This is a genomic window from Pollutimonas sp. M17 (genome assembly GCF_025836975.1).
Classification (GTDB): domain Bacteria; phylum Pseudomonadota; class Gammaproteobacteria; order Burkholderiales; family Burkholderiaceae_B.
Genome location: NZ_CP107548.1, coordinates 1,913,927 through 1,934,108, shown reverse-complemented (window position 1 = coordinate 1,934,108; position 20,182 = coordinate 1,913,927). Strand labels below are relative to the sequence as shown.

The window sequence follows — 20,182 nt, the reverse complement described above, 5'->3', positions numbered from 1 at the left end:
TTTTTCTCGGAGATTCAAATGCAGATAGGGATGGTCGGATTGGGCCGTATGGGCAGCAATATGGTGCAGCGCCTGCTGCAGAAAGGCCATGACTGCGTGGTGTACGACAGCCATCCGGAGGCGGTTGCTAAAGTGCAGGCGCAGGGCGCCAAGGGGTGCGCCGACCTGGCCGAGCTGGTCTCGTCCCTGTCCGCGCCGCGCGTGCTGTGGCTGATGGTGCCCGCGGCTGTCGTGGACGGCGTGCTGGAAAGCCTGCTGCCCTTGCTGGACAAGGACGACATCGTCATAGACGGCGGCAACTCTTCCTATCATGACGATATCCGCCGCGCCGCCGAACTGGCGCTGGCCGGCGTCCGCTACATGGATGTGGGCACCAGCGGCGGCGTGGCCGGGCTGGATCGGGGTTATTGCCTGATGGTCGGCGGCGAGGCGGAGACATTCAAGCATCTCGAGCCCGTTTTCGCGGCCCTGGCGCCCGGCGCCGACATGGTGCCGATGACCCAGGGACGTCCGGCGCCAAGCACCGCCGACAGCGGCTATCTGCATTGCGGCCCCCACGGAGCAGGGCATTTCGTGAAGATGATCCATAACGGCATCGAATACGGCATGATGGCCGCCTATGCCGAAGGCCTGAACATCCTGCACAAGGCCAATATCGGCAAGCACGAACGCGAGGCGAATGCGGAAACGACGCCTTTGCGCCATCCCGAACACTATCGCTACGACCTGGACATTCCCGAAATCACCGAACTGTGGCGGCGCGGCAGCGTGATCGGTTCCTGGCTGCTGGACCTGACGGCCCAGGCGCTGCAGGGCGATCCGGACCTGGACGGCTATGCGGGCCATGTGTCCGATTCCGGCGAAGGGCGATGGGCGCTGGCGGCGGCCGTCGATCAGGGCGTGCCCACCCCCGTGCTCAGCGCGGCCCTGTTTTCCCGCTTCGAGTCGCGAGGCAATGCGGTGTATGCGAACCGCGTCCTTTCGGCCATGCGCAAGCAATTCGGCGGCCATACCGAAAAGCCCAAAGGAGGATCGACGGTGTGACGACAGCGGAAAACAGGAGGAACGCGTCCGACGCCCTGGTGCTGTTCGGCATGACGGGCGACCTGGCGCACAAGAAGATATTTCCCGCCCTTTACGCCATGATCAAGCGTGGACGGCTCAAGGTGCCCGTCATCGGCGTGGCGTCGTCGGCGATGACGCGGGCGCAGTTGCGCAAGCGCATCGCCGACAGCATCCGCCAATCGGGCAAGATAGACGACAAGGAGGCCTTCGAGCAGTTGGTTTCCCAGGTCAGCTATGTCAGCGGAGACTACACCCGGCCCGACACCTTCGCACGATTGAAGCAGGCCCTGGGCGGGGCGCGGCGGCCGGCCCACTACCTTGCCATCCCGCCCTCGCTGTTCGCGACCGTCATCAAAAGCCTGGACGCCGCCGGCCTGGCGCAAGGGGCGCGCGTCATCGTCGAGAAGCCTTTCGGACGCGACCTGGCCTCGGCCCGCGAGCTCAACCGCCTGGCCTGTTCGGTCTTTCCCGAAGAGGCCATCTTCCGCATCGATCACTTCCTGGGCAAGGAAGCGATCATGAACATCCTGTATTTCCGCTTCGCCAACTCCTTTCTGGAACCCATCTGGAACCGCGACCATATCGACAGTGTGCAGATCACCTTGTCCGAGACCTTTGGCGTGGGCAATCGCGGCGCTTTCTATGAAAGCGCCGGCTGCCTGCGCGACGTGATCCAGAACCACCTGTTCCAGATCGTCGCCTTGCTGGCCATGGAGCCGCCCGCCTATCGCGGCTACGACGCCGTGCACGCCGAGAAGGCCAAGGTGTTCCAGGCCATGCGTCCCTTGCGGGCCGACGATCTGGTGCGCGGGCAATACCGGGGCTACAGGAAAGAGGCGCACGTGGATCCCCGTTCCGATGTCGAAACCTATTGCGCGCTGCGCCTGTTCATCGATTCCTGGCGCTGGGCCGGCGTGCCGTGGTTCCTGCGTTCGGGAAAATGCCTGGCCGAGGACGCCGCCGAAGTCCTGATCCAGTTGAAGGCGCCGCCTCAGGAACTGTTTGCCGACTCGCATCCGGCCAAGGGCAGGGCGAACTACCTGCGCTTTCGCCTGTCGCCGCGCTCGGCCGTCGCGCTGGCCGCCCGCGTGAAGCGATCGGGCAAGGAGTTCGTCGGCGAGCAGCGCGAACTTTACCTGCTGGACGACGATTCCATGGAAGAGTCGCCCTACGAAAGACTGCTTGGCGACGCCCTGTCGGGCGACAGGGCCTTGTTCACCAGTGAAGAGGCCATAGAGGCCGCCTGGGCCGTAGTGCAGCCGGTCCTGACCCGCCATGCCCGGGCCCTGCCTTATGCCCCCGGCGGCTGGGGCCCCCGGCAGGCAGCGCAGCTGACCGCCGGCCACGGCGCCTGGCATGATCCCGAGCCGGAAAGCGCCTGCGGCGATGCACGGCCCGCCGTCCCGATATAGCCGAGGTGATCGCCATGATTCCATCGAGCAGTCCGCGGATGCATCGCCTTGCATGCCGACTGGGTTTTGCCGCAAGCCTCTTTGCCTTGGCCGTCCCGCCCGCTGCGGCGCAGGAGGGCGCCATGCGAGGGCAGGCCAGCGAACACGGCATGGTCGTCGTCGACCAATTGCTGGCGGGCCTGGATCATCCCTGGTCCCTTGCCTTCCTGCCGGATGCCTCGGGCGCGCTGATTACCGAGAGGCCCGGGACGCTGCGCCTCTGGCGCCCCGGGACTGGCCTTTCGGCGCCCATAAAGGGCGTTCCGGCCGTTTATGGGCGATCCCAGGGAGGGCTGCTGGATGTGGCCCTTGCGCCCGATTTCCAGGCAAGCCGGCGCGTATACCTCTCGTATGCCGAAAAGGGCGATGACGGCCGCGCCGGCACGACGGTGGGCTATGGCGTGCTTGCTCCCGATGCGGCAGAGCTGACCGGCTTCACCGTGATATTCAGGCAGATGCCGAAGCTGTCCACCGGCGCGCATTTCGGCTCCCGGCTGGTCTTCGACGCGCAGGGGCATTTGTTCATCGCGCTGGGCGAAAACAATCAGCGGTCCACCGCGCAGGACCTGGACAAGCTGCAGGGCAAGGTCGTCCGCCTTCATCCCGACGGCAGCGTGCCCGACGACAATCCGTTCAAGGGCAAGGCGGGCGCGCGTCCCGAGATCTGGTCCTACGGCCATCGCAACCAGCAAGGCGCCGCGCTGAATCCGTGGTCCGGCCGCTTATGGACGCATGAGCATGGCCCGCGCGGCGGCGACGAGCTCAACATTCCGCAGGCGGGGCGCAACTACGGATGGCCTGTCGCCACGCACGGAATCAATTATTCGGGTTTCGCCATACCGGAAGCGCAGGGGGAGTCGGCCCCCGGCACGGAAGCGCCGGTCTATTACTGGAAGGTTTCCCCGGCCATATCGGGCATGGCGTTTTACGATGCCGACCGCTTTCCGGCCTGGCGGCATTCCGTGTTCATCGGGGCATTGAAGCACCAGGCCCTTATACGCCTGCGGCTTGAAGGCGACAAGGTCGTGCATGAAGAGCGCTTGCTGGAATCCATGGGGGAACGCATCCGCGATGTACGCGTCGGCCCCGACGGATTCCTGTATGTGCTGACCGATGAATCCAATGGCAAGCTTTTGAAGATAGGCCTGAAGGATTGAATTTACTTGACCAGGGTGACCGGGATGTCGACCAGGCTGAGCACCTTGATGGTGATGGAGCCCAGCACCAGGCCGCCTACGCTGCCCAGGCCGCGCGTGCCCATGATGATCTGGTCGCAGTGGTTCTTCTTGGCGTAATCGGCAATGGTCACGGCAATGGGGCCGACTTCGATTTTTTCGCGGTAGGCCACGCCTGCCTCGTCCAGGACGGCCTTGGCCGACATCAGCGCGTTGCGGCCTTCGTCTTCATAGTAGTCCTTGATGGCGTCGGCGGAGAAGAAGCGTTTGACGTTGCCCGATACAATGGGCGGATGGACGGTAATGAGATGTATGTCGGCCTGGCCCGCGGCGCCGGCTTCCTTGATGGCCGCCTTGACCGCGCGGACTGCCGAATCGGAACCGTCTACTGGAACGAGTATGGTCTTCATGAGAGCCTCTTTAGTAAATTGTTGTGGTTTGATTGTATATAACGTTTCAGGCGCCGGCTGGCATGGCCGGGGCGCTTGCCTTATATTCACATAGTAAAAGACACACTGGAACGCGTCATGATTTAAATCAAGAACAGCGCATGCACATGACTTCATCGATTAGCTAAGCAGCCTCGCAGCAGTTCGAGGCCTATCCGCAAGGAGGACTATGGCAGCCCGAATCGAAGACTATGCACTACTTGGAAACTGCCGCGCGGCGGCGCTGGTGTCCAAAGAAGGGGCCATCGACTGGCTCTGCTTTCCCAGGTTCGATGCGCCCGCATGTTTCGCCGCCTTGCTGGGCACCCCCGAAAACGGCCGATGGAAAATTGCCCCGACAGGGCAGGTGCGCAGCGTCAAGCGCAGCTATCACGACGGCACGCTCATACTGGAAACCACCTTCCAGACCGATGACGGCATCGCCACCCTCATCGACTTCATGCCTTCCACTTTCACCCATTCCAGCGTCGCGCGCATTGTCGTGGGCGTGAAAGGCCGGGTCGCCTTCGACATGGACCTGGTCATCCGCTTCGATTACGGCCGGACCGTACCGTGGGTCGAACGGCATGACCCGCTTACCCTGACCGCCGTGGCGGGTCCGGAAATGCTGGTTTTGCGCACCCCGACCCCCATCAAGGCGCGGGCCCAGCATTCAACGGCCAGATTCAGCGTATCCGAAGGAGAGCGCAAGGTATTCACCTTGTCGCACCAGCCCTCGCACGAACCGGTGGCCGAGGCGTTCGACGCCGAGGCTTCACTGGCGAAAACCGAATACTTCTGGCATGAATTCTCCAGCCGCTGCCCCGATGTCGGACCCTGGAGCGGCCTGGTCAAGCGCTCGCTCATCACCCTCAAAGCGCTTACCTACTTGCCGACCGGCGGCATCGTGGCGGCGCCCACCACTTCGCTGCCCGAGAAGCTGGGCGGCAAGCGCAACTGGGACTACCGCTATTGCTGGCTGCGCGACGCCACCATGACGCTGCTGGCCTTCATGAGCCTGGGCTATTTCGACGAGGCCCGCGCCTGGCGCGATTGGCTGACCCGCTCGGTGGCCGGCAATCCCGACCAGATGCAGATCATGTACGGGCTGGGCGGCGAACGCCGCCTGACGGAATACGAATTGCCCTGGCTCGGCGGCTATGAAGATTCGCAGCCGGTCCGCATAGGCAATGCGGCCGCCACGCAGACCCAGCTGGACGTCTATGGCGAAGTGGCCGACGCCATGGCGCAGGCGATCAAGGGCATGCTGCCCCGCCATCGGCGCATCGAGGCGATTGCCGAGGTCATCGTGCCATTCCTGGAAAAGGCCTGGCGCCAGCCCGACGAGGGAATCTGGGAAATCAGGGGAGAACAGCAGCATTTCACGCATTCCAAGGTCATGGCCTGGGTGGCCTTCGACCGGATCGCCACCGTCGCCGGCACGCTGGAGAACGGCGGCGAGTTTTCAAGAAACTGCCGGCGCGTGGCCGACGAGATCCGCGAGGAAGTCTGCCGCAAGGCCTACGATCCGGAACTGGGCAGCTTCGTCCAGTACTACGGCTCCAAATGCCTGGATGCCAGCCTGCTGCATATTGCGCTGACCGGCTTCCTTCCGCCGGACGATCCCCGCGTGCTGGGCACGGTGGCCGCCATCGAAAAGCGGCTGATGCGCGACGGCCTGCTGTTGCGCTATGAAACCGAGTACGGGGTGGATGGGTTGCCGCCGGGCGAGGGAACCTTCCTGGTCTGTTCCTTCTGGCTGGCCGACGTCTATGTGCTGCAGGGGCGCGACGATGACGCCCATGCCTTGTTCGAGCACCTGGCCAGCCTGTGCAACGACGTAGGGCTGCTGGCCGAGCAGTACGATCCTCAAGACCGTCGCATGCTGGGAAACTTCCCGCAGGCCTTCAGTCACGTCGGCATCATCAATACGGCCCTGAACCTGCATCGCGTGCAGGCGCCCGCGCAGGAAAGGGCGCACGCCTGAGGGATTACAACAGCGCCGCCTGCAGCCAGCCGGCCAGGCCGCAGGCGGCGACCACCAGCCATGGCGCGGCCCGGAAGTACATCAGGGCGCCAAAGGCCAGCAGCCCTAGGCCGAAGTCGGCCGGCGTCATGATGGCGCCGGTCCATACGGGCTGATACAAGGCCGCGAGCAGCAGCCCCACGACGCCGGCATTGATGCCGTCCATCGCCGCGCGCATGCGCAGGTTCTGGCGCAATGGGTTCCAGAACGGCAGGGCGCCGCACACCAGCAGGAAGGAGGGAATGAAAATGGCGCTCAAGGCCCACATTCCATTCAGCACCCCGTTGAAGCCCGTGTCGATGGATGCGCCCAGGAATGCGGCAAAGGTAAAGAGAGGGCCGGGTACGGCCTGAACCGCGCCATAGCCTGCCAGGAAACCGGCATCGGACACCCATCCCCTGGGTACGACCTCGGCCTGCAGCAAAGGCAGCAGCACATGGCCGCCGCCGAACACCAGCGATCCCGCGCGATAGAAGGCGTCGAATAGGGACAGCATCGTATTCCCGCTGGCCTGGGCGGCGATGGGCAGCCCGACAAGCAGGACGGCGAACAGAAGAAGCCATGCAAGGCCGGCCTTGCGGCTTATTGGCAGATGCAGGCCGGCCGGGCTGGCGGCATGGGCATCCGCGGGTTTGAGCCATCCTATTCCAAGCGCCGCCGCGAGGGCCATGGCGGCGATCTGCCCGGCCGAGCCCGGCCATGCCAGCGTCAGGCACGCCGCGCCGATCGCAAGGGCGATCCTCCGGTCGTCGGTGCACAGCCTGCGTCCCATGCCCCAGACCGCCTGCGCCACCACGGCGACGGCGGCGATCTTCAGGCCGTGCAGGAAGCCGTCTGCAACGAAGCCGCCCCAATGGGCCATGCCTGATGCGAACAGGATCATGACCGCGGCGGAAGGAAGGGTGAAGCCCAGCCATGCGGCCAGCGCGCCGGCATAGCCGGCCCGGGTCAGCCCTATGGCCATGCCCACCTGGCTGCTGGCGGGGCCGGGCAGGAACTGGCATAGGGCCACCAGGTCGGCGTAATTGCGGTCGTCCAGCCACTGTCGGCGCGTAACGAATTCGTCACGGAAATAGCCCAGATGGGCGACCGGTCCGCCGAACGAGGTCAGTCCCAATCGCAGGAAAGCCAGGAAAACCGCCCACGCTTCCCGGGAGAAGTCGTGCGTGGGAGCGGAGCGGGAATGGATGGGCATGGCAAGGGACGTGTCAGAAAGATCGTGACATAATAAACAAAGCCATCATGAAGTGAATCAATCCGGAGGTAAACAGCGATGAAATTTGGAAAGCTTGCCGCGTTTGTTGCATTGACGGCCTGTGGCGGATTGGCGCAAGCCGCGCCCGACCCCGCCAAGGTGCACGAGATCCTCAACAAGAATGCCTGTCTGGCCTGTCATGCGGTCGACAAGAAGCTGGTGGGGCCGGCCTATCAAGACGTGGCGGCCAAGCACAAGGGCGATGCCGACGCGGCCGCGGTGCTGACCAAGCACGTCCGGGAAGGCAGCAGTGGAGTATGGGGGCCCATACCCATGCCGCCTAATCCAAACATTTCGGACGCCGATCTGAAAATGGTCGTCGAATGGGTCCTGGAAGGCGCCCCCCAGTAAGCGGCGCCTGCGGGCCGGCGGCGTCCCCGGCCCTACATACATTGAGCATCATGAAGAAGCTATACAAGGACAGCGAGTCTGAAACCCTCGACGTGAACATCAAGGGGCGCGTGCAGGGCGTCGGATTCAGGGCCGCCACGGTGCGCCAGGCGCATCTGCTGGGCGTCAGGGGATGGGTGCGCAATCTGGACGACGGGTCGGTGCAGGCCTTGCTGCAGGGTCCTCATGACCGCGTCGACCGGCTGCTTTCATGGCTGCACGTCGGCCCGCCGGGCGCGCGCGTGTCCGAAGTCGACCATAGCGAAGCGTTCACCGAGCGCTATTTCGAGCGCTTCGAGCAAATCTAAGGTCTGCTGATATCGGCCCGCGGCTGCCGGTTCATCCGGGGCTGCGGGCCTTCATGCGTCAGGCGTGCTTTTTTACCCAGGCCACGTAGCGGTCCATCCAGCCCTGCAGGAAATCCTTGCTGGCCGGGCCTATGTTGCCTGCATCGTCGAACAGCGTGTCGTTCGCCTGGATGAAGGCTTCGGGCTGGCCCATGGCGGGGGCATCCAGATAGGCGAGGATATTGCGCAGATGCTGCTGCGCCAGCGCCGAACCGATGGCGCCTATCGAGACGCCGATGACGCCGGCGGGCTTGCCGGCCCAGGCGCTCTGGCCGTAGGGGCGCGAGGCATGGTCGATGGCGTTCTTCAGTACGCCGGGCACGGAACGGTTGTATTCCGGCGTAACGAACAGCAATCCTTGCGATGCCGTTATTTCCGCTTTCAGGCGCTTGACGGAATCGGCCTGATTGCCGTCGTCATCCTGGTTGTACAGGGGCAGATCGCCGATCTTCAGGGGCTTGAAGGAGAACTCCGCAGGCCCCAGGCGGGTCAGCGCCTTGGCCAGCTTGCGATTGAAAGAATCTTTTCTGAGACTGCCTACGATGACGGCGATCTGGTATTGACTCATGGTGACCTCCTGTACAGACGGAAAATGGAAAGGCGAACGATCAGTCTGAGTCAAATCGGCGCAATGCACAATATCTTTCGCATCGGGGCCGATTCATGATAGGACTATCATGTGGCCAAGGGTTCGCCGCAGCATTGTGTTCACTTCAGGAGAAACAGCATGGATCAGTCGATGTACCCCGTCATGAGCAAAGAGCTTGCCAAGCAAAGGGCCGACCTGGCGCCCGACATACAGGCCGCGTTCAGGGCTTTCAGCGCCGCCGTCTTCGCCGACGGCGCCTTGCCCAAGAAAACCAAGCAGCTGATTGCCGTGGCCGTGGCGCATGTCACCCAATGTCCTTATTGCATCAAGGGCCATACCGAGCTTGCCGTCAAGCAGGGTGCCAGCGAACAGGAGATCATGGAGGCCATATGGGTCGCGGCCGAAATGCGGGCGGGCGGCGCCTATGCGCATTCAACGCTGGCCCTGGACACCATCAATCATGCAAAGGGCCCTATGCCGGGCCAGGGCTGAAAGGCCAGCGCCGGCAGCCGATAATCGACGTGCCCGACGCAGGCAGTGAGCTGGGCTTTTGGGGATCAGGCCTGGAAAAGATTCTGCTGTATTTGTTCCAGATGCTCCAGAAGCAGGGCGCGGGCCCGGGCGGCATCGCGGTCTTTCAGCGCCTCGACGATGCCCCGATGCTGCCGCTCGTACTGGCGGCGGCGCTCGGTGGTCAGCGAGTTGCGCTTGAGCCGGCCCCATTCGCCTTGTTCCCGCACACGATTCGTCAAGTCCAGGATGTGCAGGAAGAAGGAGTTGTTCGTGGCCTGGGCAAACGACTTGTGCAGCGTTTCGTCCCAGTGTTCGAATTCTTCTATGGTCAGGGCGGCTTCGGATTTTTCCAGGCATTCCTGCATCAGGGCAAAGTCGGCCGCGCTGGCATTGCGCACGATCAGGGCCGGCATCAGCGGCTCGATAAGCAGCCGGGCCTCCATGAGCTCGGCCGGGCTGGTGTCGAGCACCGGTCCCCGCGATCCGCCGGAGGCCTGAAGGGTGTGCGCGGCGGCCGACGCAAACGTGCCGCTGCCCACCGCCTGCGTGATCAGGCCCCGCTGGCGCAGCTCGGCCAGTACACGGCGGACGGCTCCGCGCGAGGCGCCGAATCGTTGGCTGAGCTCGCGTTCGGGCGCAAGCTTGACGCCTTCGCGCAGGCGGCCCGCCGCCATTTCCTCAAGGAGATGGCGGGCAAGCGCCTTCGCCCCTTCGGCTCGGACAGCCATGTTCTCGAGCATCTCGTCCATTTCGGGAACTCCTGATATTCAGCCCTGGATCTTATCCAAGCAGTACCAATTGGTCAATAAAAAACGGGCGATTTTTTGTTGTACAGCCTGGGCTTTGGTTCTAGAATGACTTTCAACCCAGACCGGATGGGTTCGGGTATTTCTCTAACAAGAACCAATTGGTAACACAGGAAACGCGATGCGATTTGCAACATTTACACACGGGGATGGCACGGAGCGCTGCGTGGGCGCGGTGTCGGCCGACGGATCCAGCCTGACCCGGCTGGATCTTTCCGCCGAAGAGGCACAGAAGGGCGTGCTTGCCCTGGTCGATCTGGCCGCCAGGGGGCAAGATCTTTCCAGCTTGCCGGGCACCCGCCTTCCCATGGATTCGGTGGTGCTCAAGGCGCCCATCCCCGCGCCCCGGCGCAATATCTTCTGCGTGGGGCGCAATTACCACGCGCATGCCAAGGAGCTGTCCGGCTCGGTGTTCAAGGCCAACAACGCCGACCCCGCGGCATGGCCCATCGTGTTCACCAAGCTTCCCGAATGCGTGGTCGGGCCGAACGACCAGGTCGTCCTGCCTGGCGCCATTTCGAGCCAGATCGACTACGAAGCCGAACTGGCGGTCATCATCGGCACCGGCGGCAAGAACATAAGCCGCGACGATGCCCTGAAGCATGTGTTCGGCTACACCATCGTCAACGACGTGACCGCGCGCGACGTCCAGATGCGCCACCAGCAATGGGATCTGGGCAAGTCCTTCGATACCTTCTGCCCCATGGGACCCTGGGTGGTCACCGCCGACGAACTGGACGGCACCAGCACGCGCGTGCGCTGCTGGGTCAACGGCGAACCGCGCCAGGACGGCCACACGCGCGATTTCATTTTCGATATACCCGCGCTGATCGAGACCTGCTCGCGCGGCATCACCCTGCTGCCGGGCGACATCATCGCCACCGGCACGCCCGCCGGCGTCGGCATGGGCCTGAATCCGCCGGAGTACTTGAAAACCAACGATGTCGTACGCATAGAAATAGACGGACTGGGAGTGCTTGAAAACAGATTCATCTAGCGTCGATGCAAGCAGCCATCGAGCAGAATAATACCGAGGAGACAAACAAATGCATAAAACAACATTGAAAACGCTGGGCGCCGTCGCCGCGCTGCTGTTGTCAAGCAGCGTCCTGGCCAAGTATCCCGATCATGCGATCAAGATGATCGTGCCGTTTCCGCCGGGCGGGGTGACCGACACCGTGGCCCGCCCCATCGCGGACGCCATGTCGCACAGCCTGGGCCAGCCGGTGGTCATCGAGAACAAGGTCGGGGCGGGCGGCGCCATCGGCGCGGGAGAGGCGGCGCGGGCCAAGCCCGACGGCTACACCATCATGCTCATGCTTTCGTCCATCTCCATCCTGCCCGAGGCCGACAAGATTCTGGGCCGCAAGCCGGCTTATGAGATCAGCCAGTTCAAGCCCATTGCACGCATCACCGCCGACCCCACTGTGCTGGTGGTGCGCGCCGATTCACCCTGGAAAACGGCCAAGGAGTTCGTGGAGGCCGCCAGGAAGGAAGCGGGCAAGATCAACTACGGCAGCTCGGGCATCTACGGTTCGATGCACGTGCCGATGGCCATGCTGGAAAACGCCGCGGGCATCAAGCTGACCCATGTGCCCTATACCGGCGCCGGTCCGGCCGTTGCGGCGCTGCTGGGCGGCCAGGTGCAGGCGATATCCAGCGGCCCGTCCAGCATCGTGCAGCACATCAAGGCAGGGAAACTGCGCGCCCTGGCGCATTGGGGCGACAAGCCCCTGGCAACCCTGCCCGACGTGCCCAGCCTGCAATCCTTGGGCTACGACGCCAAGTTCGTGCAGTGGTCGGGGATATTCGTACCGGCGGGCGTGCCCGACGAGGTCATAAAGACCTTGCGCGCCAGCGCCAAGCAGGTCGCCAACGATCCGGCCATACAGGCCAAGGTGCTGGCGGCGGGCAGCCCCATCGAGTACATGGACGCGCCCGAGTTCCAGAAATACTGGGACGCCGACGACGCCACCCTGGTCAAGGCGGTAAAAGCCATCGGCAAGGTGGACTGATCTCCGCCCGGCCGGCCCTGGCGGCGGTGTTCCTTTTGGTTCGCCGCCGGGTCTCTCAGGGCTGTATGGACGGCAGGGTGTCGGGGAAGCTGCGCTGCTTGTGCGTCTGCTTCAGGGTCTTGCCACGGATCAGCACGTTCCAGTAGAAATAGGGCAGCAGGCGCTTTTTAAGCCACCAATACAGGCGGCGCGGCACCCGCGGGTCCAACGGAAGGCTGGGCGACACCGCGCCGCCATAGCAGAACTCGGCCAGCAGAACCTTGCCGGCCGAGGTGGTCAAGGGGCAGGCGGCGTAGCCGTCGTATTCAAGAACGTTGCCGCCGCCTTGCAAGGCCGACAGCACATTGCCCACCACGACCGGCACCTGGCTTTTGACGGCCGCGGCGGTCTTGCTGTTGGGCGTCGACGTGCAATCGCCCAGGCCGAATATATTGGCGTGGCGTGTGTGCTGCAAGCTGGATTTGTCCACCTCCAGCCAGCCCGCGGCATCCGCAAGAACGCTGTTGCGGATGAAATCGGGCGCGCTTTGCGGCGGCACGACGTGCAGGAAGTCGAAGCGGACCACCTCCTGCCGCTTTTCCTCGCCGCTGCCGGTTTCGAAGGTCGCCGTCCTTGCGGCTCCGTCGACCGCAAGCAGTTTGTGGCTGAATACCGGCGTGGCTTCGTAGCCCGCCATCACCTGGTCGAGCGCACGTGAATAGAAGGGGACGCCGAACATGGCGCCGGCGGCGGTATAGAAGCGCAGGTCCGCCTTGCGGCCTTGCCTGCGCAGATAGTCCGCCGCCAGGTACAGCGCCTTCTGGGGCGCGCCCGCGCATTTTATGGGTGTATCCGGCTGGGTGAAAACAGCCGTTCCCGCCTTGAGGTTCTGTATGCATTCCCAGGTATAGGGAGCGAGATCGCTGCGATAATTGCTGCTGACGCCGTTCTTGCCCAGCGTTTCGGGCAAACCTTCGATCGCCGCCCAGTTGAGCTGTATGCCGGCGGCGACGACAAGGAACTGATAATGCAGCCGACTGCCGTCGTTCAGTATGATTTCGTTGTCATCGGGCGCGAACGATACCACTTCGGCGGCGATCAGCCTTACCGATTCCGGCAGCAGGCCCGCCACATCGCGGCGGGTTTTTTCAAGAGCATACTGGCCGCCGCCCACCAGCGTCCAGGCGGGCTGATAATAGTGCTCCCGCGACGGTTCCACCACCGCGATGTCCAGGCGGGGCAGGCTGCGGCGCAGAGCCGCCGCCACCGAGACGCCGGCCGTGCCGGCCCCGATAATCACCACCGTATGCCGGTTTTGCGGCGTCGCTGCTTCGTTCATTGTGTGCCTTGGATCAGTGTGGCGGACAGAGCCTCGCGGCACCGTCCATTCATAAATTTATACTATCGAATCAATTGTTTTTTTCTATTTTAAGGAAGGGCCGGTGGCGATAGAACGACCAAGTGGGTATTTGAATATGCCTTGCGGTGCTATAACCACTCGCCGGACACGGAAGCGAAGACATGCAGCCCACTAGCAAGCAGATATCCATCGACGAGCGCGAGATCGAATTCACCATGATCCGCGCCCAAGGGGCGGGCGGACAGAACGTCAACAAGGTGTCCAGTGCCGTTCATCTGCGTTTCGACATCCCGGCATCCAGCCTTCCCGAAGAGGCCAAGGACGCCTTGCGCGAATTGAATGACAGGCGTATATCGAAGGAAGGCGTCGTGGTGATCAAGGCCCAGGCGTTTCGCAGCCAGGAAAAGAACCGCGCCGATGCGCTGGAGAGGCTGGACGAACTGCTGCGCCAGGCCCTGGACAAGCCCGCTCCGCGCAAGGCGACGCGGCCCACGCGGGCCTCGCAGCGCCGACGGGTGCAGCGCAAGACTTTGCACGGAGAGGTGAAAAGGCTGCGCGCCAAGGTCGACGATTTCCACTGAGTGCTCAAGGCCCGAAAGGCCGGCCGGCGGCGGTAAAGTGCAAGCAGATGAAAAACAAAGGATAGGCTTGGAATAAACCGAGGCCGCCGTGCGTTTAGAGGATGTGTCGTCGATGGGCGCGCAACCGCATTTTGCCGTTGCGGCCGCGCGGCACACCCTACAAAGGAGAGATCATGCAACAATCGAAATCCTTATTTCTGCTGGCGGTCTGCGCCGTGCTTGCGGGGCCGGCCCTGGCCGAGCCGCCCAAGCAGAGCAATGGGCAATGGGTCGACGCGGACGGGGCAACGCTTTATACCTTCGACAAGGACACTCAGGGCAAAAGCGCCTGCGATGCCGCATGCGCGCAGAACTGGCCGCCGGCCCTGGCCGCGGCGGACGACAAGGCCGACGGAGACTGGAGCTTCGTCCAGACGCACGACGGCAAGCGTCAATGGGCGTACAAAGGGCAACCCTTGTACCGATTCGTCAAGGACCAGAAGCCGGGCGACGCCAAGGGCGATGGGGCCAGGGGAATCTGGCATATCGCCAAGCCCTGATCCGGCCCGTTCCGATGAGCTTCGAGTCCGAGGTGGTGGCCTTGCTGCCCGTCCTGCGCCGGTACGCCCACGCATTGACGGGCAATGCCGCCTGGGCGGACGATCTTATGCAGGATACGGCGGAGCGCGCCTTGAACAGGCGGCTCAAGTGGCGCGCGGGCAGCAACCTGAAAGCCTGGCTGCTGACCATGCTGCGTCATCTGTATATAGACCAATTGCGCAAGCAGCATGACGCCGGCGGCCACGGCAGCGGCATGCAATGGCGGGACGGCGAGGCGCCGCGGGAGCAAGTCGATGGCCTGCTCTTGCGGGATGTCCAGCGCGCGCTCTATCGGCTGCCCATCGATCAGCGCGAGGTGCTGCTGCTCGTCGGACTTGAAGAACTCAGCTATCAGGAAGCCGCCGCGGTTCTGGGCATACCCCGGGGCACGGTCATGTCCCGCCTGTCTCGCGCCCGGGAGCGCATGCACAGCCTGATGTCGGAGGACGGTGCCGGGGAACCGAAGCAGCCTGTGCTCAAGGTGGTAAGGAGTCCCCGATGAACGACGATCCGGCTGTCGATGCGCCGATCGACGATGAACCGTATCGGCAAGCCCTGTCGGCCTTGGTCGACAATGAACTGTCGCCCAAGGAGTGCGCCGCACTGATCGGGCGCGTGGCGGGCGACCCATCGGCCGCCACGCGTATTTCGTCCTATCGCGCGCAGAACTCGGCATTGAAGGCCCTGTTCCCCGCCGGCGGAGGAGCCATGGCCCCGCTCCTGATTGCGCGCCGCCCCGGATGGACGGCGCGGGCCGGGGCGGCGGCCGTCTGGCTGGGCTGCGGATTGGCGCTGGGGCTGATGGCGGGCTGGCTGCGCGCGGACTTTGGCGAGCGCCCCTCTTTTGCATCGGATGCGGATCTTGCCTATGCCGTGTATGCCCCGGAGCAGCGCCACGCGGTGGAGGTGCCGGTTGCGGACGAGCAGCATCTATTGGCCTGGCTGTCCAAGCGCCTGGATCGGACCTTGAGTATTCCTTCCCTGCGGGAGCATGGCTATTTCCTGTTGGGCGGGCGCCTGCTGCCCGGACCCAACGGACCGGCGGCGCAATTCATGTACGAGAATGCCTCCGGCCAGCGCCTGACCTTGTACATTACCGCGGCGAATGGCCGGCCCGGCGCCATGCGTGCCATGCACGAGGCGAATGGCCAAAGCACGTATTACTGGGTGGACGGAGGAATGGGTTATGCGCTTTCAGGGCGCGCGGCCCGTGAGGACTTGCGCAGCATGGCCGTCGATGTGTGCGGTGCTCTGGGCGGCAGACCGGAGATCTGGCGGTAAGCGAAAGCGCGGCGCCGGATGCTTCCGGCGCCGCGCCGCGACTTGGTCCAGGAAGGAAGGGGTCAACCTTCTTCGACGAAGGTTTCCTCGCGCTTTTTCTTGATCGACGGCAGGGTCACAAGAACCACCAGCACCGCAGCCACGACCAGCAGGCTGAGCGACAGGGGCCGCGTGAAGAACGTGGTGTAGTCGCCGCGGGCCAGCAGCAGCGCGCGCCGGAAGTTCTCTTCCATCATGGGGCCCAGCACCAGGCCCAGCAGCAGCGGGGCGCCTTCGCACTTGAGCTTGGCCCAGATGTAGCCCACCAGGCCGAAGGCCGCCGTCATCCAGATGTCGAACACGTTGTAGTTCAGCGAGTACACGCCGATGGTGCAGAACACCAGGATGGCCGGGAACAGGATGCGGTAGGGCACTTTCAGCAGCTTGACCCACAGGCCGACCAGCGGCAGGTTCAGCACGATCAGCATCAGGTTGCCGATCCACATCGAGGCGATCAGGCCCCAGAACAGGTCCGGGTGGCTGGTCATGACCTGCGGGCCGGGCTGGATGTTGTGGATGGTCATGGCGCCGATCATCAGGGCCGTCACGGCGTTGCCGGGGATGCCCAGGGTCAGCAGCGGGATGAAGGAAGTCTGCGCGGCGGCGTTGTTGGCCGATTCCGGGCCGGCCAGGCCGGCCGGGTGGCCCTTGCCGAAGCGTTCGGGGTTCTTGGACAGCTTCTTTTCCAGCGTGTAGGACGCGAAGGAAGAAAGCGTCGCGCCGCCGCCGGGCAGGATGCCCAAGGCCGAACCCAGGGCGGTGCCGCGCACGCAGGCCGGCCACGATTCCTTGAATTCCTGCTTGTTGGGATACAGGGAGCCCACCTTGTCGGTCAGGTCCACGCGCTGGTCTTTCAGTTCCAGGTTGCTCATGATCTCGGCGAAGCCGAACACGCCCATGGCGACCACGGCGAAGTCGATGCCGTCCTGCAATTCGGGAATGCCGAAGTCGAAGCGGGCCACGCCGGAGTTCACGTCGGTGCCCACCATGCCCAGCAGCAGGCCCAGCAGGATCATGCAGATGGCCTTGGGCAGGGAGCCCGATGCCAGCACGACGGCGCCGATCAGGCCCAACACCATCAGCGAGAAGTACTCGGCGGGACCGAACTTGAAGGCGACTTCGGCCAGGGGAGGCGCGAAGCCGGCCAGCAGCACCGTGGCGAAGCAGCCGGCAAAGAAGGAGCCGATGGCGGCAATGGCCAGAGCCGCGCCGGCCCGGCCGTTGCGGGCCATCTGGTGTCCATCCAGGACGGTCACCACAGCGGAGGTCTCGCCGGGCAGGGCCACCAGAATGGCGGTGGTCGAGCCGCCGTACTGGGCGCCGTAGTAAATACCGGCAAGCATGATCAGGCCAGCTACGGGCGGCAGCACATAGGTGATGGGCAGCAGCATGGCGATGGTCGGGACGGGTCCGATGCCCGGCAGCACGCCGATCGCGGTCCCTAGCAGACAGCCCAGCAGGCAGTACGCGACGTTCTCGATGGACAAGGCAACCGAGAAGCCCAATGCAAGGTGTTCAAACAATTCCATTTTCGGGTTCCTTTAATTGCCTAGAAAGCTGGGCCACAGGGGGAAGATCAGTCCCAGGCCCTTGATGAATGCCAGCCAGACGAAAACGACCAGGAACAGGCCGTTCAGCGCCGCCACTTTCCAGCTGAATACGTGGCTGGCAAAACTGCTCAGGAAGACCAGCAGGAACACGGAAATGTAGACCCCCAGGTAATCCAGGAGCACGCCGCTGAGCGATACGCTGCCCAGCAGAATGACCGCGATGCTCCAGTCGAACTTCTCCAGTTCGACGTCTTCGGCCTTTTCTTTCGTGGCGCTGAGCGCCACGATCGAACCCAGCGCGGCCATGACCACGCCCAGCCAGAATGGAAAATAACCGGGCCCCATCCGGGCCGCGGTACCCATGGAATAGTTCGTCGCGCCCAGGGCAAACCCCACCCCCAGCACGAAAAACATGATTCCGGACCAGAAGTCCTGTTTGTTCTTCACTCTCATGTCGATGAAAATCCCTCTCTCATTATCGGTATGCTCCGCTCACGCGCCGGTGCGCCGGACGTCGATGAGCGCAGCAGGGGATAGTAGGGGAGAGAAGGCCGCTTTGGGCGCTGTCGCGCATTACCGGATCATTACCATTCGGTAATGTCCGGGCGCATTCCCGCAATCAAGGGGCCTGATGCAGGGGCAATTCGATTTCCACCCGGAGCCCGGGGCCGGCGTCATGGAAATGCAGGGCGCCTTCGTGCAGGAAGGCTATGGCCTGGACCGAAGCCAGGCCCAGGCCCGAGCCCGGTATGTCGGGCGAGACCCGATAGAACCGCGTGCCCAGCAGCGCCAGGTCGCTGGCGGCGACACCCGGCCCATTGTCGCTCACCGTCAGCACAGCCTTGTCTCCGCGACTGGCGGTCGTTATCGTGATGCGGGCGCCGTCGCCCGCGTATTTCAGCGCGTTGTCGACCAGGTTGGCCAGGGAGCCCGCCAGCAGGTCGGCATCGGCCAGCACCCAGGTGCCGGCATCGCCATCGGCTTGCGACGGCCTGCTCATCGCAAGCCGTGTGCCGCTCTCATCGGCCAGCGGCTCGTACAGTTCGATCACATCCCGGGCGAGCCGCTCCAGCTGCACGGGCCGGAACGACTGCCGCCGCACACCCGATTCCGCTTCGGCGATCAGCAGCAGCTTCTCCGCCACGGAAATCAAATCCATGATTTCATCGGACGCTGAATCGATGGCCACCGACAGGGCGGCCGCATCGCGCATCTCGTGCCTGGCCTGATCGAGCTTGGCCAGGACGCGGGCCAGCGGCGTGCGGATATTGTGCGCGATGGAATCGGAGACATTGCGCACGCCTTTCATCAAGGTTTCGATGCGGTCCAGCATGTGATTGATGTCTTGCCGCAACTGCGCGAACTCATCCTCGTCGGGCGCCACCGGCACGCGCCGTGTCAGTTCGCCCGTTCCGACATGAAAGGCCGTGTCCCGGATGGCCTCCACGCGCCGCCGCAGCTCGCGGCGAAAAATGAAGGTGCCGATGAGCACCAGCAGCAGGCCCACCAGGGTCGCGGCGATGATGGCATTGCCGATGAGCTTCTTGATTTCCTTCAGATCGTGCGTATCGCGACCCACCACCAGCAAGCTGCCGTCGGCCAGCGGATGTATGCCCAGAAGCGCCGTGACCGGAGTGCCTGCGCGCAGCACGTTCAACTGGATGGGCGCGGGCGGATCCCGCACATAATCGGATGCCGGAAACAGGTCCAGATTGCCGGCCAGCTTGCGGCCCTGCTCGTCGATCAGCAGGTACATCTCGGTGTCGATATCGGTCTGGTCGGACAGCAGCTGCCTGATTTCAGAGCGCAGGGATTGCCGCCCGTATTCCTGGGAGTGCACGGCCAGGCGCTGGGTGGTCAATATGACCTGGCGCGAGAACTGCGTCTGGAAAACGTCGACTATTTTCCCGTAGGCGAAGATAAGCAGGAAGATCGTGGTGCAGACGGCCAGCAGGCCGTAGTTGAACGTCAGCCGGAAGGCCACGGAGGCCCACAGCCGGCGCCATGCCGCGGTCGCGCGCTGAGTGATCATGCCGGGTCTTGCGCCTTGCCCGGAGCGTCCTGCTTGTTGGACAGCGTATAGCCCACGCCTCTCACCGTATGGATCAGGGGGGACGAGGAGGCGAAGTCGCCATCCACCTTCTGCCGCAGCCGGCTTATCGCCGCGTCGATGACGTTGGTCTGCGGATTGAACTGGTAGCCCCATACCGCGCCCAGCAGCATGGCGCGGGTCAGTATCTGGTCGGGATGCATCAGCATATAGGCCAGCAAGCGGCATTCACGCGGCTGCAAGGCTATCGGCCGGCCCGCCCGCGTGGCCCTGGGCACCGTCAGATCGAGCCGGATATCGGCATATTGCAGAATGCGGTCGGTATCGCTGCTTTTTGAGCGCCGGACCAGTGCCTCGGCCCGGGTCAGCAGTTCGATCAGTGCGAAAGGCTTGGTCAGGTAATCGTCGCCTCCAGACTTCAGGCCGCGCACGCGCTCGTCCAGCGCGGTCAGGGCGCTGAGCACGATCACGGGGGTCTTGATGCCCACGCCGCGCAAGGTGGTCAGTATGGACAGTCCATCGACCTGGTTGGGCAGCATGCGGTCCAGCACAATGATGTCCCAGGGTTCGGTCGTGGCGCGCTGCAGGCCTTCCACGCCGTCATAGCAGACGACGGGCCAATGGCCCAACTCGCGGAAGCCGTCGGCAATGTAATGGGCGTTCTCGCGGTCATCTTCGATGATCAGGCAATTCCAAATCACGG

The 20,182-nt window shown here is 63.7% G+C and carries 22 protein-coding genes; 13 read left to right on the top strand and 9 right to left on the bottom strand.

Annotated elements, in window-relative coordinates; translation table 11 throughout:
• Window positions 1–18: 18 nt before the first annotated feature.
• Genes gnd through OEG81_RS09205 form a run of 3 tightly spaced genes read left to right on the top strand, consistent with a single transcriptional unit; the run spans window position 19 to window position 3,673 of the window.
• Window positions 19–1,044 carry a phosphogluconate dehydrogenase (NAD(+)-dependent, decarboxylating) gene (gnd, locus tag OEG81_RS09215; RefSeq protein ID WP_264128936.1) on the top strand — a complete coding sequence of 342 codons (1,026 nt, stop codon included), beginning with the start codon at window positions 19–21 and terminating at the stop codon, window positions 1,042–1,044.
• Entirely contained in the window at window positions 1,041–2,477 is a 1,437-nt protein-coding gene (zwf, locus tag OEG81_RS09210) for a glucose-6-phosphate dehydrogenase (protein ID WP_264128935.1), read from the top strand. Before gnd ends, zwf begins: the two co-directional genes overlap by 4 nt.
• Before the next feature lie 38 nt (window positions 2,478–2,515).
• A complete protein-coding gene (locus OEG81_RS09205; RefSeq protein ID WP_317135343.1) occupies window positions 2,516–3,673 on the top strand; it encodes a PQQ-dependent sugar dehydrogenase in 1,158 nt (385 codons plus the stop codon).
• A gap of 2 nt (window positions 3,674–3,675) precedes the next feature.
• Here the strand turns inward: OEG81_RS09205 and OEG81_RS09200 are convergent, their stop codons facing one another.
• On the bottom strand, window positions 3,676–4,101 hold the full coding sequence (locus tag OEG81_RS09200) for a universal stress protein (RefSeq protein WP_264128934.1): 426 nt from the start codon (window positions 4,099–4,101) through the stop codon (window positions 3,676–3,678).
• A 208-nt stretch (window positions 4,102–4,309) separates the two neighbouring features.
• Here OEG81_RS09200 and OEG81_RS09195 point away from each other — a divergent pair, with 208 nt between their 5' ends.
• Entirely contained in the window at window positions 4,310–6,106 is a 1,797-nt protein-coding gene (locus OEG81_RS09195) for a glycoside hydrolase family 15 protein (protein ID WP_264128933.1), read from the top strand.
• 4 nt (window positions 6,107–6,110) lie between these two features.
• On the opposite strand, the gene chrA is transcribed toward OEG81_RS09195, so the two are convergent.
• The gene (gene chrA, locus OEG81_RS09190; protein WP_264128932.1) at window positions 6,111–7,340 is read right to left on the bottom strand and encodes a chromate efflux transporter; all 1,230 of its coding nucleotides are present in this window, start codon (window positions 7,338–7,340) and stop codon (window positions 6,111–6,113) included.
• Between the two features lie 78 nt (window positions 7,341–7,418).
• On the opposite strand from chrA, the gene OEG81_RS09185 reads away from it, so the two are divergent.
• A complete protein-coding gene (locus OEG81_RS09185; RefSeq protein ID WP_264128931.1) occupies window positions 7,419–7,751 on the top strand; it encodes a c-type cytochrome in 333 nt (110 codons plus the stop codon).
• 50 nt (window positions 7,752–7,801) lie between these two features.
• Window positions 7,802–8,098 carry an acylphosphatase gene (locus OEG81_RS09180; RefSeq protein WP_264128930.1) on the top strand — a complete coding sequence of 99 codons (297 nt, stop codon included), beginning with the start codon at window positions 7,802–7,804 and terminating at the stop codon, window positions 8,096–8,098.
• A 58-nt stretch (window positions 8,099–8,156) separates the two neighbouring features.
• On the opposite strand, the gene OEG81_RS09175 is transcribed toward OEG81_RS09180, so the two are convergent.
• Window positions 8,157–8,705 carry an NADPH-dependent FMN reductase gene (locus OEG81_RS09175; protein ID WP_264132452.1) on the bottom strand — a complete coding sequence of 183 codons (549 nt, stop codon included), beginning with the start codon at window positions 8,703–8,705 and terminating at the stop codon, window positions 8,157–8,159.
• 159 nt (window positions 8,706–8,864) lie between these two features.
• Between OEG81_RS09175 and OEG81_RS09170 the strand changes: the two genes are divergently transcribed.
• Window positions 8,865–9,218, top strand: coding sequence for a carboxymuconolactone decarboxylase family protein (locus OEG81_RS09170; RefSeq protein WP_264132451.1), 354 nt, complete (start codon window positions 8,865–8,867; stop codon window positions 9,216–9,218).
• 65 nt (window positions 9,219–9,283) lie between these two features.
• Here the strand turns inward: OEG81_RS09170 and OEG81_RS09165 are convergent, their stop codons facing one another.
• Complete coding sequence (locus OEG81_RS09165) at window positions 9,284–9,988, bottom strand: FadR/GntR family transcriptional regulator (RefSeq protein ID WP_264132450.1); 705 nt, start codon at window positions 9,986–9,988, stop codon at window positions 9,284–9,286.
• A gap of 178 nt (window positions 9,989–10,166) precedes the next feature.
• On the opposite strand from OEG81_RS09165, the gene OEG81_RS09160 reads away from it, so the two are divergent.
• Both OEG81_RS09160 and OEG81_RS09155 read left to right on the top strand, forming a co-directional pair.
• Complete coding sequence (locus OEG81_RS09160; protein WP_264132449.1) at window positions 10,167–11,042, top strand: fumarylacetoacetate hydrolase family protein; 876 nt, start codon at window positions 10,167–10,169, stop codon at window positions 11,040–11,042.
• A 49-nt stretch (window positions 11,043–11,091) separates the two neighbouring features.
• On the top strand, window positions 11,092–12,060 hold the full coding sequence (locus tag OEG81_RS09155; RefSeq protein WP_264132448.1) for a Bug family tripartite tricarboxylate transporter substrate binding protein: 969 nt from the start codon (window positions 11,092–11,094) through the stop codon (window positions 12,058–12,060).
• 55 nt (window positions 12,061–12,115) lie between these two features.
• Here OEG81_RS09155 and OEG81_RS09150 read toward each other — a convergent pair whose 3' ends face one another.
• Window positions 12,116–13,378, bottom strand: a complete 1,263-nt coding sequence (locus OEG81_RS09150; RefSeq protein ID WP_264132447.1) for an FAD/NAD(P)-binding oxidoreductase — start codon at window positions 13,376–13,378, stop codon at window positions 12,116–12,118.
• Between the two features lie 182 nt (window positions 13,379–13,560).
• Between OEG81_RS09150 and arfB the strand changes: the two genes are divergently transcribed.
• From arfB to OEG81_RS09130, 4 genes are all read left to right on the top strand, one after another.
• On the top strand, window positions 13,561–13,980 hold the full coding sequence (gene arfB / locus OEG81_RS09145; RefSeq protein WP_264132446.1) for an alternative ribosome rescue aminoacyl-tRNA hydrolase ArfB: 420 nt from the start codon (window positions 13,561–13,563) through the stop codon (window positions 13,978–13,980).
• Window positions 13,981–14,153: 173 nt separating this feature from the next.
• Window positions 14,154–14,519 (top strand): hypothetical protein, encoded by a 366-nt coding sequence (locus OEG81_RS09140; RefSeq protein ID WP_264132444.1) that lies wholly within the window; start codon window positions 14,154–14,156, stop codon window positions 14,517–14,519.
• A gap of 14 nt (window positions 14,520–14,533) precedes the next feature.
• Window positions 14,534–15,061, top strand: coding sequence for a sigma-70 family RNA polymerase sigma factor (locus OEG81_RS09135; RefSeq protein WP_264132443.1), 528 nt, complete (start codon window positions 14,534–14,536; stop codon window positions 15,059–15,061).
• Window positions 15,058–15,840 carry an anti-sigma factor family protein gene (locus OEG81_RS09130; protein ID WP_264132441.1) on the top strand — a complete coding sequence of 261 codons (783 nt, stop codon included), beginning with the start codon at window positions 15,058–15,060 and terminating at the stop codon, window positions 15,838–15,840. The genes OEG81_RS09135 and OEG81_RS09130 overlap by 4 nt, the downstream gene beginning before the upstream one ends.
• 62 nt (window positions 15,841–15,902) lie before the next feature.
• On the opposite strand, the gene OEG81_RS09125 is transcribed toward OEG81_RS09130, so the two are convergent.
• From OEG81_RS09125 to OEG81_RS09110, 4 genes are all read right to left on the bottom strand, one after another.
• Window positions 15,903–17,408, bottom strand: coding sequence for a tripartite tricarboxylate transporter permease (locus tag OEG81_RS09125; RefSeq protein ID WP_264132440.1), 1,506 nt, complete (start codon window positions 17,406–17,408; stop codon window positions 15,903–15,905).
• A gap of 12 nt (window positions 17,409–17,420) precedes the next feature.
• Entirely contained in the window at window positions 17,421–17,882 is a 462-nt protein-coding gene (locus tag OEG81_RS09120; protein WP_264132439.1) for a tripartite tricarboxylate transporter TctB family protein, read from the bottom strand.
• 166 nt (window positions 17,883–18,048) lie between these two features.
• A complete protein-coding gene (locus OEG81_RS09115) occupies window positions 18,049–19,461 on the bottom strand; it encodes a sensor histidine kinase (protein WP_264132438.1) in 1,413 nt (470 codons plus the stop codon).
• Window positions 19,458–20,177 carry a response regulator transcription factor gene (locus tag OEG81_RS09110; RefSeq protein WP_264132548.1) on the bottom strand — a complete coding sequence of 240 codons (720 nt, stop codon included), beginning with the start codon at window positions 20,175–20,177 and terminating at the stop codon, window positions 19,458–19,460. The genes OEG81_RS09115 and OEG81_RS09110 overlap by 4 nt, the downstream gene beginning before the upstream one ends.
• Window positions 20,178–20,182 lie beyond the last annotated feature (5 nt).